Genomic DNA, 13,392 nt, shown 5'->3' with positions numbered 1-13,392 from the left:
ACATCCGCAGGATACCGGGGCGTTGTGAGGGAGAAATGGGAGCGGGCCCTGACAGTGCGGTCGGGGCCCGGTTCGTGTAGCGCTCCCCCGCCAGGACTCGAACCCGGACAGATGGCACCAAAAGCCACAGTGCTGCCAATTACACCACGGGGGATGGAACTCGACGGGACCGGAGATCCGGTCGGGCTGCCGAGTCGACATCCAACACTATGCCGTACCGGGTGCCTTCGGTGCGACGGTACTTCGACTGCGCCGGGTGGTGCGGGGCGGGCGTGGGGTGACTCGGGGGGCGGCTTGGGCCGGTTCTGGGTTTTCGGCGGATTGCGGCGGGTTTCGTGTCTGTTCGATTACGGCGAGTGGTGTAGGCCAGTACGCGAAACTCACCGGAAAAGCGGCGGGGGGCGACCGTAGGCTGGAGGCATGACCACGACGGGGGAAGACCACACCGCGACCCTGACCGGGCCGTGGTGGTGGGCGAGGTGGCGCAGCGCGGTGCTCGACGGGACCCTCGCGCTGGTGTCCGCCGTGGAGTGTGCGATCGAGGGGTATCCCTTCGCGGACGCGGCGGGCGTGCCGGTGCCCGCCGGGATGGTGTTCGGGGCCCTCGCCGGGTCCGTGCTGCTGTTCCGGAGGCGGTGGCCCATCGCCGTGGTGCTGGTGTCGATCGCCATCACACCGGCCCAGATGGGGTTCCTGATGGGGCTCGTCGGGCTCTACACGCTCGCCGCGTCCGAGATGCCCCGGCGGATCATCGGGGCGCTGGCCGGTATGTCGATGGTGGGCATGCTCATCGTCACGTACGTGCGCGCGCACCAGGGGATGGTGCGGGGCGACCTTCAGATGGTGGGCGACTGGTTCGTACCGTTCGTGTCCATCACCACCTCGCTCGGGATGACCGCGCCGCCGATCCTGCTCGGGTTGTACGTGGGGGCCAGGCGGCGGCTGATGGAGAGTCTGCGGGAGCGGGCCGACTCCCTGGAGCGGGAGTTGATGTTGCTGGCCGAGCGGGCCGAGGAGCGGGCGGAGTGGGCGCGCAACGAGGAGCGGACCCGGATCGCCCGCGAGATGCACGACGTCGTCGCGCACCGGGTGAGTCTGATGGTCGTGCACGCGGCGGCTCTGCAGGCCGTGGCGCGCAAGGACCCCGAGAAGGCCGTCAAGAACGCCTCGCTCGTGGGGGACATGGGACGGCAGGCGCTGACCGAACTGCGGGAGATGCTGGGGGTTCTGCGTACGGGCGAGGGGGGTTACGGGGGCTCCTCCGTACGGATGCAGACCGTGCCGCTCGCGGCGGTGGGGGTCGCGGCCGCCGCCGCGGCGTCCCGGGCCGTGGACGAGGAGACGGGGGACGGACCCTGCCTCGATGATCTCCAGGAGCTGGTGGGGCAGTCCGCCGCCGCGGGGATGGTCGTCGACCTGTTCGTGGAGGGGGATGCCCGGGGTTATGCGGCCCTGGTGGAGCAGACCGCCTATCGCGTGGTGCAGGAGGCGCTGACCAACGTCCACAAGCATGCGGCGGGGGCGAAGACCCGGGTGCGGGTCGCGCACCGCGGGGCCGAGATCGCCATGCAGGTGGAGAACGGACCCCCGCCCGAGCCCGGTGCCGCGTCCGACGCGCGGCTGCCCAGCGGGGGGAACGGTCTGGTGGGGATGAAGGAGCGGGTCCTGGGGCTCGGGGGCGTGTTCGTGTCCGGCCCCACCGACGCGGGCGGCTTCCGGGTCTCGGCGGTGATTCCGGCGGAGGCGTGAGCGTCGAGGTGGCGTGAGCGTCGAGGTGGCGTGAACGCCGGGGTGGCGTGAACCGGTCCGGGGTGAACCGGGTCGGGACTGAGCGGGCCGGGCCGGGGGTGAACTGGTCCGGGATGAGCCGGTCTGTGGTGAATCCGTCCGGGGTGAGCCGGGCCAGGGCGAACCGCCCGGAGTGAATCCGTCCCCGGTGAACCGGCCCGGGGCGAAACCGGTCTGGAGTGAGACCGGTCTGGAGCGAATCCGTCCGGGGTGAACTGGCCCGGAGTCCGGTAGGGACGGGCCGGGGCGAGCTGGGCGGCGGCGGGGCGGGACGGAGTGAGTCCGGCCCGGGACGGAGTTCGTCGAGGCCGCCCGGCCCGGAGAGCCCGCGCCCGTTCAGCCGGCCGTCAGGCGTACCGGTTCCAGGCCCGAGACAAGTGTGGTCAGGGCCTGGTCGATCGTCGCGCCCAGGTACCAGTCGCCCGTGTGATCGAGGGTGTAGGTGCGGCCCTCCGCGTCGATGGCGAGCAGGGCTCTGGTGTCGGACTCCTCGCCCAGCGGGGCCACTTCGCTGTCCAGGGCTCTGCCCAGGTCCACGAGCGTACGGGCCATGTGGAGGCCGTGCAGGGGGTCCAGGTGCAGAGGCGTCGGGGCGATCTGGCGGCCCGGGGCCGTGGTCGGGATGTGCAGACCGCCGAACTCCGCCCAGGCCTCGACCGCCGCCGGGAACACGGAGTGGCGGTGACCGGCCGGCGACTCGTGGCCGCGCAGGGCGTCGGCCCAGATCTCGGCCTGCTTTATGTCCCAGCGTCCCGGCTGCCACCCCGCGGAGCGCAGCGCGGCGTCGACCACGGCGGAGAACCGGGTCGAGGTCGGTGTGGGGGAGGGAGAGGTGCGGTCGGTGTGCATCGGACCTTCGCGTTCGTCTGAGCTGCCGCGGCAGTGGTTCGGCGGCTTCTGCAAGGGGCGCGGGTGACGCCCTGTGTGGGGGAAGAGGGGTTTCTCAGTCCCGTGGTGCCGTCGGGTCGACGATGCGTACGCCGAAGTGGGCGCTGAGCGCGGTGCAGGAGCGGCAGGGCGGCGCGAAACTGCCGTGCAGCGGGTCGCCGTCCTCGCGGATGCGGCGGGCGGTGAGTTTGGCCTGCTTGAGGGACTTGCGGGCCTCTCCGTTGGTCATGGGTTTGCGGGCGGCCCGTTTGGAACGGTCCGCGTCCACCGCCGTGATGTGGCGGGAGATGAGGATCACTTCGGCGCAGCGACCGGTGAAGCGGTCGCGCTGTCCGCTCGTCAGTGTGTCCAGGAAGTCCCGGACGAGCGGGTGGAGCGGCGGCGGCTGGTCGCCCCGGCCCGCGGTGCCGGTGAGCGTCGCGCCCCGTACGGACAGGGCGGCGGCGATGGTCGGAAGTATGCCGTCACGGCGGTGGAGGAGTGTGGGCGTGACGGGAGCGTCGGTGTTGCTCCAGCCCACTCTGGGGTCACCAGACCTGCCTGTCTGCGTTGAGTTCATCGTCCTGTTTCCTCCCCTTACCGCATCCCCCGGTGCTCGGACAGACTGCCAAACTCCGTGGCTGGTGCGGAAGCTGGGGCGCCGCGACACGCGTGGTCTTCGCCGCACCGTCACGGCGCGATGACGGCAGGTCACGGAACCGGAGCCCCGCTGGCCGGTACGGAACCGGAGGCCCGGTGACCGGTGTCGTTCAACCGCATAGGCTGTCGATATCCGCGATCCTTCAGAACGCCGCAGGGGGCAACCGCCATGACGACAGGTCGGCTCGGGCAACAAGCCGCGCCGCCGAACGCGGCCTACGCCGGGCAGGTCGTGCACTTCCCGGACCCGGTCCGGGCGGCGCGTCACCCGAGAGGTGTACGTGTCGACGACCGCGGCTATCCCGACTTCTCGTTCTATGCACGTGCCGCTGCGGAGATCGCCGAGCCGCCCGAGGGGTTCGGGGTCGACGAACTTCGGCTGACGGACTACGTGTCCGCGAACGCGGCCATGGCCGCGGACGGTCATGACCTGTGGGACACCATCCCGCCCGTCGCCACTCCGCACGGCTGGACCTGGCACCACGTGCCGGGGACCCGGCGGCTGGAGCTGGTGCCGGTCGAGGTGAAGGCGCTTCTGCGCCACCACGGCGGACTTGCCACCGCGGCCGTCGACCAGAACAAGCGCGGGACCCGGCCCCTGCAGGAGACGCGGCCCGCGCACTTCGGGCTGCCCAAGGCCGCCGTCGCGGTGACCGAGCAGGAGGTGCTGGGCGTCGAGGAGGACCTCGGGTACCGGCTGCCCGGCGCGTACCGGTCGTTCCTGAAGGCCGCCGGCGGGTGCGCCCCGATGGGTGCCGCGCTCGACGCCGAGCTGGGACTGCTGGTCGACCAGCCGTTCTTCACCGTGCGCGACGAGGCCGCCGTCAACGACCTCGTGTACGTCAACAAATGTCTGCGGGACCACCTCACCAAGGACTATCTGGGCGTCGGCTTCGTCCAGGGCGGTCTGCTCGCCGTGAAGGTCAAGGGCGACAGCGTCGGGTCCGTGTGGTTCTGCGCGTACGACGACGCCCGTGACCAGGACCTGTGGGCGCCCCCGGAGCGTGTGCAGCGGCTGCTGCTGCCCTGTGGGGACGACTTCGACCAGTTCCTGGCCCGGCTCGCGGGCAATCCGCCGGAGCTGGAGACCGTGGCGAATCTGATGGTGGACGGTGGATTCGCGCGGGCTGTGTCGGTGTCCGCGGTGTCTTCGGTGGGGGAGTGAGCGTCCGATGGTGACCTTCGCGCAGGCGCAGGAGCGCGCCGAAGAGTGGATCAACGGGGATGTGCCCGGCTACCAGCACCGCGAGGTGCGGGTGCGGGAGTTCGAACTCGGATTCGTGGTGTGGGCCGAGGACCGGGCCGAAGGACCGCGGTCCGACGGCGGTGCCCAGCGGCTTGTCATCGCCCGCGACAGCGGCGAGGCCACACTGTGGCCCTCGCTGCCGGTGGGCGAGGTGATCCGCCGGTACGAGGAGGAGTACGGGTTGCCGGACGCGGCACCCGATCCGGCGCCCGCGCCTCCCGCGCGCGTCGACCTCAACCAGACGTCGTTCCTGCTGACGCCGCCGGAGTGGCTCCAGGAGGCGGCGGACCGGATGGGGATTCCGGACCGGCGGGACCGGACGTCCGGTGGCTCGTCGGGCGGGTCGTCGGGCGGCGGTTCGCCCCGTCCGTCCGACAGGACTCCGGACAGGGCGTCGGACGGGGCCGGGTCTCGTCCCGCCGCCGCTGCCGCCGCGAGTGACGCGGTGCCGACCGGCGGTTCTGCCGGTCCCGCCCATGGAGGGGCCGGGGGCGGAGGGGCGATTCCCGAGACGTTGCCCGGGCCCGGCGGCCCAGGGGTATCTTCCGCTCCCGGTGGCGGTACATCGTGGCCCGCCGCCGGCGGGGGGCCCTCGGGCGGTTCCGGGGTGCCCGCCGACGCGACGCCGTGGGCCGGGACCGACACCAACGCCGAGACGGGGGACGACCGTTCGGTGCCGCTCCCCGAGACCGTGTACGCGCCGCAGATAAGGGACGTCGGGGACGGGGGCGCCGGTGGCAGGCCGTCGGAGCCCGACGCGACACCCGAGGCCAAGACCAGCCTGATCTCGGGCGGCAGCCAGCTCCCGAGCACGACCGTCGCCCCCGCGCTGGGCGACCCGAACCCGCCCTCCTTCCCGCAGGGCCCGGGGGCTCAGTCCGGTCCTGGTGGACCTGGCGGTCCTGGCGGTCCTGGTGCGCAGGACACTCCGCCGCCGGGGGCGCCGTCTTCGTACGGCTATCCGCAGGGGCCTGGCGCCGGTACGCCGCCTCCGGGTGGGCCCGCCGGTGCGCCTGGTACGCCGCCGCCCGGGGCGCCGTCCTCGTACGGCTATCCGCAGGGGCCCGGCGCCGGCACACCGCCGCCTGGTGCGCCCGGGACGCCGCCTCCGGGTGCTCCCGGTGCGCAGAGTGCTCCCTCGTACGGGTTTCCGCAGGGTGCTCCTCAGCCGCCCGCCGGGCCCAATCCGCCGCAGCCGCCTCCCGGTTCGGGTGCGGGCGGGCGGCCGTTGCCCCCGAACGCCGGTGACATCGCCGACGCCGCCACCAGCAAGGCGCAGGCTCCGCCGCGCGGTGCCCGTGGTGCGGGTGCGGCCGGTACGCCGCCGCCTCCGGGTGCGCCCGGAACGCCCGGCGCGCGGCCGGGCGGTGCGGCTCCCGCGTCCGGTCCCGGTGCGCCGGGGACGCCGGCCGGTGGATACGTACCGACGCAGATGGTCTCGCAGCTCGGCCCCGACGGGCCGGGCGGGCCCGGGACCCCGCAGCCCCCGGGTGCCCCTGGCGCTCCGGGTACCCCGGGCGGTACGCCTCCGGGCGGTGTCCACCACGCGGCGACCATGCTCGCCGACCCGAACCAGCCCGGCGCGCCCAAGCCTCCCGGTGCGCCCGGTACTCCGGGTGCCCCGCAGCCTCCCGGCGCGCCCAACAACCCCGGCGGTACGCCCGCCGGTGGCGTCCACCATGCCGCGACGATGCTCGCCGGTCCGGCGGTGGGCGGCCCTGGCGCGCCCCAGCCTCCGGGTGCTCCGGGTGCTCCGGGAGGGCCAGGGGCTCCGGTAGGTCCTGGCGGGCCAGGTGTCCCCGGTGCCCCCGGCACACCCGGTGCCGTCCACCACGCCGAGACCATGCTGTCCGGTCCCCCGAGCGGCGGCCCGGGTACGGCCCCGCCGCCTCAGGCGCCCCCCGGGATGCCGCCGGGTGCCCCCGGCATGCCTCCGCCCGGTCAGCAGCCCTTCCCCGGCCAGCCCATGCCGGGCCGGCCGATGCCCGGTCAGCAGCCCCCGGCCTACGGCTACCCCCAGCAGGGGCAGCCGACCGTCGGCCCCGGCTACCAGGCGGTCCTGCGCTACCGCGCCCAGGACGGGAGCGAGCAGCAGCTCATCCGGCGTTCCGCGCCGGGCACCCCGCACCCGGAGTGGCAGATCCTGCACGAGCTGCGCGCGATGAACGTGCCGCCGCAGCAGGTGCTGGAGCTCCACACGGAGCTGGAGTCCTGCGAACTGCCGGGTGCGTACTGCGCCCGGATGATCCGGGAGAGCTGGCCACAGGCGAGGATCACCAGCATCGCCTCGTACGGCACGGACCACGCGAGCCGTCAGCAGGGCATGGCTCAACTGCTCGCGCACCAGGGCGAGTTGCACCAGGTCGCGGACGGTCCGGCCAGGCCCGGGCCCGTACGGTCGCCGCTGCCGCCGGTGCAGCCCGCGCCGCCGATCCCGCCGGAGGCGATCGGGCAGGAGCTGGCGGCGGCGTTCGGACCGGGGCTGTTCCGGTTCGACCAGGCGGCCGTGTCCCGGCAGGGTGTGCCGCCGATCGTGGCGCACACGCTGGTCGTGGCTGGACTGCCTCTCGACATGAACCCGTTCTTCTGGGCGCAGGCCCAGCCGGGCCGCCCGGTGCCGACGCTCGCCGAACTGGCGCAGGAGCGTGGCGTCCAGCCGTCCGCGGACGCGGGCTCGTACCTCGTCATGGGCAGCGACTTCGGCAAGGCGATCTGTGTCCAGTACGGGACGGCGCACATCGTGGCCGTGCCCGTGGAGGCGGGTCCCGGCGGCGCTTCCGTACCGCCGCAGTTCGTGAACACAGGGCTGCCCGAGTTCGCGCGCAGCCTCGCGCTGCTGGGCCGTATGTGGCGTCTTCGCTTCGGGCTCAACCAGGAGCAGGCAGGCCGCTGGACCGTCGACTTCCAGGCGCAGTTGGCCGCGCTCGACCCGGCGGCGCTCGGTTCGCCGGAGAGCTGGTGGTCGGTGCTGCTGGAACAGATGTGGGACGGCTTGCTGTGACGCGACGTCGACGTTACTGACGTCGAGTGCTGAGTACGAGAGGGCCGGGCCCGGTCGGTTGACCGGGCCCGGCCCTTTTGTGTCACATTCCTGCCCAACTCAAGTCCGGAGTGTCGCGTTATGAACGCTTACGCCTGATCCGTCAAGATGTGCGGCAAATCATGTCGTACGCCGGAGAGGGGATTCGAGGATGAGCAACGCATCGGTGTCGCCTCATGGCTTCGAGGCCGTACGGGGGCGCGGTTACCGCCCCGACCAGGTCGAGGCGTACGCCGCGGCGCTCTCCCGGGGGCGCGACGCCGCCTGGGAACGGGCCGCCCGGCTGACCGTCCTGGCCAGGGAGATGGAGGCCGAGGCGGATCGGCTGCACGAGGTCGTGGCGGGGCTGGCTCCCCAGACGTACGAGACGCTCGGTGACCGTGCCAGGCGGCTCTTCGAACTGGGCGAGGAGGAGGCCATGGCCGTGAGCGAGGGTGCGCGGCGGCAGGCCCGGCTGGTCGTGGAGGAGGCCGAGGCGGCGGCCGGGCGACTGCGCGCGGCCGCGGGTGCGGAGGCCGACGCGGTGCGCGGTGAGGCCGAGGAGCGGGTCCGGCACCGGCTGCTCGCCGCGCAGGCCGAGGCCGACGAGATGCGCATCGCGGCGCGGCGTGACGTGAAGGAGAACCGCGGTGAGGCGCTCGCCGCGCTCCGCGAGACGCGGCGGCGCAGCGAGGCGCTTCTCGCAGAGCAGGAGAAGGAGCACGCCGAGCGCTGGGAGAGGGTCGCGCGCGAGGCGGCCGAACGGGAGGCGGCGCTCGACGCGCGCCACGACGAGCGGGCCTCGCGCGCGGTGGAGGAACTGGCCGAGGCCGAACGGGCCCTCGCCGAGGCCCACGAGTCCACCCGGCACCTCCAGGAGGACGCCGAGACCCGCGCCGCCGAACTCCTCGCCGAGGCACGCCTCCACGAGGACCGCATCTCGCGTGAGACGGAACGCGTCCTGCGCGAACACGGGGACGAGTGGGACGACGTGAGCGCCCACATGACCCACGTCCGCAACAGCCTCACGGCCCTGACGGGACGGGCGACGGCGGAGTAGCGGATTCTGTTCGGCTGCGGCCCGGTGGGGGCGGGCCGCGCAGTTCCCCGCGCCCCTAAAAGCACCGGCGGGGGCCAGCCGTACAGCTTCCCGCGCCCAAAAGACGGGGGCGGGCCCCAGGTCTTTCAGGGGCGCGGGGAACTGCGCGAACAATCCCCACCGGCCCGCAGCCAACACACACACCGCAGCCCCCACCCCCCCTCAGTCCCGCCGGACGGCCCCCGCAAGAATCCACCCCTCCACAGCCTCGTACTGCTTCCGCTGCTCCTCAGCCGCCCCCCGCCCGGAGGCCACCGTGCCGAGCCAGCCGAACAGGAACCCCAGCGGAATGGAGACGATCCCGGTCGTGGTGAACGGGAACCAGGTGAAGTCATGGCCGGGGAAGGCCGATATCGGCGACCCGGACACCAGATTCGTACCGGTCATCAGAACGAGCGTGCTCACAGAGCCGCCGATGAGCGTGCACATCAGCCCGGCACGGGTGTACCGCCGCCAGAACAGGCTGTAGACGAGCGCCGGCGCTATCGCGGACGCGCCGAGGCAGAACGACAGCGTCACCAGCGGCTGCAGGCTGTGGTGCTGGACCAGCGTGGCCAGCAGAATCGCGGGGATGCCGACCGCCGCCGCGCTCGCCCGCGCCAGCGTCATCTCCCGGCGCGGCGACAACTGCTTCCTGCCGTGCGCGAAGACGTCATGGGCAAGGGAGTTGGCGCAGGCGAGGATCATCCCGGCGACGGAGGCGAGCACCGTCAGGAAGATCGCTGCCGTGACGGTGGTGAACAGCAGTGTTTCGGCCGTCGAGACGTCCGCCCCGAACGCGGCCCGCGCGCCCAGCAGATACGCCGTGTTGCCCTGCGGGTCCTCCGCCGCGATCGCCTCCCGCCCGATCAGCGCCGTCGCCCCGAACCCGACGACCGTGATGATCAGCACGAACAGAGCCACGGCCGGCACCGCCCAGGACATCGAACGGCGCACCTGACGCGCGCTGCCCGCCGTGTACATACGCATGGTGATGTGCGGCAGACAGGCCCCGCCAAGGACCACAGTCAGCTCCGAACTGATCATGTCCAGGCGGGGGTTGGGCCCGCCCGCGAACTGCAGCCCAGAGCTCAGGAACGCGGACCCGGCCCCGCTGCTCCTCGCCGCCTGGCCGAACAGGCCGCCGAGGTTCCAGTCGAACTTGTTCAGGATCAGTACGGCGATGACGGCGCCCGAGCCGAGCAGCATCACGATCTTCAGGATCTGGATCAGGGCGGTGCCCTTCATGCCGCCGATCGCCGCATAGCTGATCATCAGCGCGCCGAGCCCGATGATGCAGCCCGTCTTCAGCCCTTCGCTGGAGAAGCCGAGGATGAACGCCAGCAGATCGCCGGTTCCGGCGAGTTGGACCAGCATCAGCGGCAGCAGCGCGGCCAGCGTCGCCGCGCACGCCGTGATGCGTACCGCCCGGCCCGGCATCCGCCGTGCCAGCGCGTCGCCCATGGTGAACCGGCCCGCGTTCCGCAGGGGTTCGGCCAGCAGGAACATCAGCAGCATGAGGGAGAGAGCCGTGCTGAGGGCGAGTACGACACCGTCGTACCCGAAGAACGCGATCACGCCGCCCGTGCCGAGCACGGTGGCCGCGGAGATGTAGTCGCCCGCGATGGCCAGGCCGTTGCGCATGGGGGAGAGGGAGCCGTACCCCGTGTAGAACTCGTCGAGGTCGTCCCGGTCCGGGCCCGTCATCACGCACAGCAGCAGCGTGATGGTCGCCACGACCGTGAACGCCACGAGCGACATCGCCTGGGCGGAACTGCTGAAGCCGGTCACCTGCCCGCCTCCGCCCGCTTGGTGTCAAGCTCCGCCTGCTTCCGTAGTCGCTCGGCGATCGGGTCCACGCCCCGGCGGGCCGTGTACTCGTACAGCGCGATCGCCACGCAGGTGACGGGCACCTGGAAGAGCCCCAGCATCAGACCGAGGGGCAGCCCGTCGGCCACCTCCCTCGTCATGAACGACGGCGCCCACGCGGACAGGACGAGGAACAGCGTGAAGTAGCCGAGCGCGGTCAGCGTCGCCACGCGCCGCTGCCAGCGGTACGCGGTGCGCAGCACCCGCAGGTCGCTGTGGTGCCCGAGAGCGGTGTGGCGATGCCGGTTCGGCTGCCGCGCGGGTTCGGGCTCCGGCTGTTGCGGAGCCCACGGATACGTCGGTTGCGTCGGGTACGTCGAGTAGGACGGTGACGAGTTGTGGGACGGATGGTGCGGTGGAACGGGGTACGACGGGGACGAGTCGTAAGACATCCCGGTTCTCCTTGCGTGGCTCGGGCCCGGTGCGGACCGCAGGGAGCGGGGGGTGAGCGAGGACGCACGCTACTCGCAGGTAGCAGGCCTGCGCGAGGGTTTCGCCAAACTGTCTGGTCGGTATGCGCTTACTTCGCTGACCTGGGGTGTTACCCCCGTTAACCCACACACCTGTGTCCCCGCCGGCCACTTGTGTCAAGAGCACCAAGGACATCCGGGTGGCGAAGAGTCTCGTCAGCGCCATCGATGACGCTCTGGCCGGAAAGTACACTGGCGCGTCCAACTGTCCGGGTCCGGGGAACTGCTGATGAGAGACGACATCCGTTTTCTGGAGGAACTCGTCGCCGCCGTCCCCGAGTTCGGCGAGCTCTACGAGATCCACGTCGAGAACAACGGCGAGCCGCTGCCGCACGTCTTCTTCGGTCTCGACGTGACACCGGCCGTCGTCGACTCCTACCTCGGCAAGGACCCCGAGGCGACCGACTGGCGCGCCACGCTGGAGTTCCTGGAGCGGCAGCTGGGACGCGGGATCCCCGACGTCACCGAAGTGATCGTGACGTCCTTCCTGTACCAACTGCCCTACAAGAACGAACCGGGACACGGAGTCGTCGAACACCTCGGCCCGCTGCTGTCCGCGAAGTACCGCGAGCTGCGGCCCTCGGGTTGACTCGTACGACCTGTGACGACTGTGTTCCCGGGGGCCCCGCGTGAATTCCTCGAGTTCCGCGGGGCCTCCGGGCCTACTCAAGGACTGGAAAAGCAATGAGTGACCTGCGCAACGTCGTGATGCCCCGGCAGGTGCGCGCGGCCCAACGACTGCTGTTCGGGCTGGCGGTCGCGGGGCTGGTCGTCATGCTCGCGTTGTCGGACGGGCTGACGTCCTACGGGATGGGCAACATGATCGCCCCGTGGCTACTGGTCTGGGTGTGCGCGCTGCTCGCCCTGAAGTACGACGGCAGCGCGCGCGGCGGGGTTCGGATCACGACCATCGTGGTGATGGTGTTCGTGGTCGTGCCGTCGTTCAGCAAGGCACTGGGCGCGGCGGGGCCCGCGGAGTTCGTGGACGCCGCGCTCCGGATCGTGCTCGGGCTGCCCGTGATCGTCCTGCTGTTCCTGCCGGAGACTACGGCCTGGTTCGACCGAGAGAAGTGACGAAGGCCGTCCAGGCGGGGGCGGAGAAGGTGACGGCGGGGCCGGCCGGGTTCTTGCTGTCGCGGACGGGGATGCGGGCGGGGAGGGCGGAGTCGTTGACTTCCAGGCAGGAGCCGCCGCTGCCGCCGCTGTAGCTGGACTTGCGCCAAGCCGCGTATGCAGTGGGGTCGGTGACCTCCAGGCATTGGCCGCTCTCGCCGCCGCTGTGGCTGGACTTGCGCCATGCGGGCAGCGCGGAGGCGTCAGGGATGTTGTGCTCGCTGCGCGTCATGCTCGTAATCCTCCGCGACGGACCTGATGAGATCCAGGGATTTACGGTGCGACAACGCGTCGCCCAGCGCCCGATCGTAGATCACCTGGCACTCGCGTACCACGGACGGAAGTTCCAAGAGCCTCCCGTTGTTCACGCCCTCCGCGTAGGCAACGGGTGGCAGATCCTCGAACCACATGAGGGAGAGGAAGCCTTCCAGCAGTGTGTGAGCCCCGGCCGAGAACGGGAGCACATGTACTCGGATGCGGCGGCGCTGGCCCAACATCGAGATGTGACGAAGCTGTTCGCACATCACAGCCGGACCGCCTACGTGGCGACGGAGCACCGCCTCGTCGAGGAGTGCGCACACCTCGGGTGAACGGAAGTCGTCGAGGATGCGCGCGCGTTGGAGGCGTGTGCTGAGGAGCTTGTCACGCTCCTCGTCGCTCTTCGGCGGATAGCTGGAAGTGAGCACCTCGTGTGCGTACGGCTCGGTCTGGAGGATGCCCGGCACCAGCGTGGGGGCGAACTCGCTGATTGCCAGAGCCTTTCCCTCGAATTCCAGCGCCTCCTTGAAGTGTTCCGCCACCTTCCTGCCATCCAGCGTCGGCAGAAACCGTACGAAGAACCCACCCGTGCCCAGCACCTGATCCAGCCGCCGCGCATCATCCACGTCCGGCCGTCGCCGCCCCGCCTCGATGTGGGCGATGTGCGTGCGTGACATCACCGCCCGCTGGCTCAGCTCCTCCTGCGTGAGGTCCGCCGCCTCCCGGAGTCGCCGCAATTCCTCGCCGTACTTCACCCGAGACTGCGGATTGTCCTCGATCGCCATGTGTGCAACTCCCGTACGTGCAGGTTTGCTTGTCACGCTCCGCTGTCTTTCGAGCGTACCCACCGTGACGCCACTCTGTGTCCAGATCAACACAGACAGTGAAAGGTGGCAGTGCATGGACGCGACGGACTGCAAGGTTCCTGGTCCGTACATCACCCTGCGGATCTCCCGGGACAGCGGGCGGACCTGGAGCCCGAAGGTGACGTACGAACCCGGTCGCGAGGCGCCGCCGATCGAGT

At 71.3% G+C, this 13,392-nt stretch carries 12 protein-coding genes and 1 tRNA gene; 6 read left to right on the top strand and 7 right to left on the bottom strand.

Going from position 1 to position 13,392, the window contains the following annotated elements:
• Window positions 1–82 precede the first annotated feature (82 nt).
• Window positions 83–154 (bottom strand) — tRNA-Gln (locus QF035_RS21950).
• 266 nt (window positions 155–420) lie between these two features.
• Between QF035_RS21950 and QF035_RS21945 the strand changes: the two genes are divergently transcribed.
• Window positions 421–1,749 carry a sensor histidine kinase gene (locus QF035_RS21945; RefSeq protein ID WP_307522160.1) on the top strand — a complete coding sequence of 443 codons (1,329 nt, stop codon included), beginning with the start codon at window positions 421–423 and terminating at the stop codon, window positions 1,747–1,749.
• Between the two features lie 375 nt (window positions 1,750–2,124).
• On the opposite strand, the gene QF035_RS21940 is transcribed toward QF035_RS21945, so the two are convergent.
• Window positions 2,125–2,637 carry an SUKH-3 domain-containing protein gene (locus tag QF035_RS21940; RefSeq protein ID WP_307522158.1) on the bottom strand — a complete coding sequence of 171 codons (513 nt, stop codon included), beginning with the start codon at window positions 2,635–2,637 and terminating at the stop codon, window positions 2,125–2,127.
• Window positions 2,638–2,731: 94 nt separating this feature from the next.
• Window positions 2,732–3,235, bottom strand: coding sequence for a YwqJ-related putative deaminase (locus QF035_RS21935; protein WP_307522156.1), 504 nt, complete (start codon window positions 3,233–3,235; stop codon window positions 2,732–2,734).
• A 249-nt stretch (window positions 3,236–3,484) separates the two neighbouring features.
• Here QF035_RS21935 and QF035_RS21930 point away from each other — a divergent pair, with 249 nt between their 5' ends.
• The 3 genes from QF035_RS21930 to QF035_RS21920 all read left to right on the top strand — a co-directional run bounded on the left by QF035_RS21930 (window position 3,485) and on the right by QF035_RS21920 (window position 8,640).
• Window positions 3,485–4,480, top strand: coding sequence for an SMI1/KNR4 family protein (locus QF035_RS21930; RefSeq protein WP_307522155.1), 996 nt, complete (start codon window positions 3,485–3,487; stop codon window positions 4,478–4,480).
• Between the two features lie 7 nt (window positions 4,481–4,487).
• The gene (locus QF035_RS21925) at window positions 4,488–7,562 is read left to right on the top strand and encodes an SUKH-4 family immunity protein (RefSeq protein WP_307522154.1); all 3,075 of its coding nucleotides are present in this window, start codon (window positions 4,488–4,490) and stop codon (window positions 7,560–7,562) included.
• Between the two features lie 190 nt (window positions 7,563–7,752).
• Entirely contained in the window at window positions 7,753–8,640 is an 888-nt protein-coding gene (locus QF035_RS21920; protein WP_307522153.1) for a cellulose-binding protein, read from the top strand.
• Between the two features lie 201 nt (window positions 8,641–8,841).
• Here QF035_RS21920 and QF035_RS21915 read toward each other — a convergent pair whose 3' ends face one another.
• Complete coding sequence (locus QF035_RS21915; RefSeq protein WP_307531321.1) at window positions 8,842–10,419, bottom strand: sodium/solute symporter; 1,578 nt, start codon at window positions 10,417–10,419, stop codon at window positions 8,842–8,844.
• A gap of 26 nt (window positions 10,420–10,445) precedes the next feature.
• Window positions 10,446–10,919 (bottom strand): DUF485 domain-containing protein, encoded by a 474-nt coding sequence (locus tag QF035_RS21910; RefSeq protein WP_307522152.1) that lies wholly within the window; start codon window positions 10,917–10,919, stop codon window positions 10,446–10,448.
• Window positions 10,920–11,226: 307 nt separating this feature from the next.
• On the opposite strand from QF035_RS21910, the gene QF035_RS21905 reads away from it, so the two are divergent.
• Together QF035_RS21905 and QF035_RS21900 are read left to right on the top strand one after the other, a co-directional pair.
• A complete protein-coding gene (locus tag QF035_RS21905; RefSeq protein WP_307522150.1) occupies window positions 11,227–11,586 on the top strand; it encodes a DUF7674 family protein in 360 nt (119 codons plus the stop codon).
• 95 nt (window positions 11,587–11,681) lie between these two features.
• Window positions 11,682–12,071 (top strand): hypothetical protein, encoded by a 390-nt coding sequence (locus tag QF035_RS21900; RefSeq protein ID WP_307522148.1) that lies wholly within the window; start codon window positions 11,682–11,684, stop codon window positions 12,069–12,071.
• Here QF035_RS21900 and QF035_RS21895 read toward each other — a convergent pair.
• Both QF035_RS21895 and QF035_RS21890 read right to left on the bottom strand, forming a co-directional pair.
• Window positions 12,043–12,342, bottom strand: a complete 300-nt coding sequence (locus QF035_RS21895) for a DUF397 domain-containing protein (protein ID WP_307522147.1) — start codon at window positions 12,340–12,342, stop codon at window positions 12,043–12,045. The genes QF035_RS21900 and QF035_RS21895 overlap by 29 nt on opposite strands.
• A complete protein-coding gene (locus QF035_RS21890) occupies window positions 12,314–13,153 on the bottom strand; it encodes a helix-turn-helix domain-containing protein (RefSeq protein WP_307522145.1) in 840 nt (279 codons plus the stop codon). Before QF035_RS21890 ends, QF035_RS21895 begins: the two co-directional genes overlap by 29 nt.
• Window positions 13,154–13,392: the final 239 nt, after the last annotated feature.

The organism is Streptomyces umbrinus (genome assembly GCF_030817415.1).
GTDB lineage: Bacteria > Actinomycetota > Actinomycetes > Streptomycetales > Streptomycetaceae > Streptomyces > Streptomyces umbrinus_A.
This window is presented reverse-complemented; position numbering and strand designations above follow the sequence as displayed.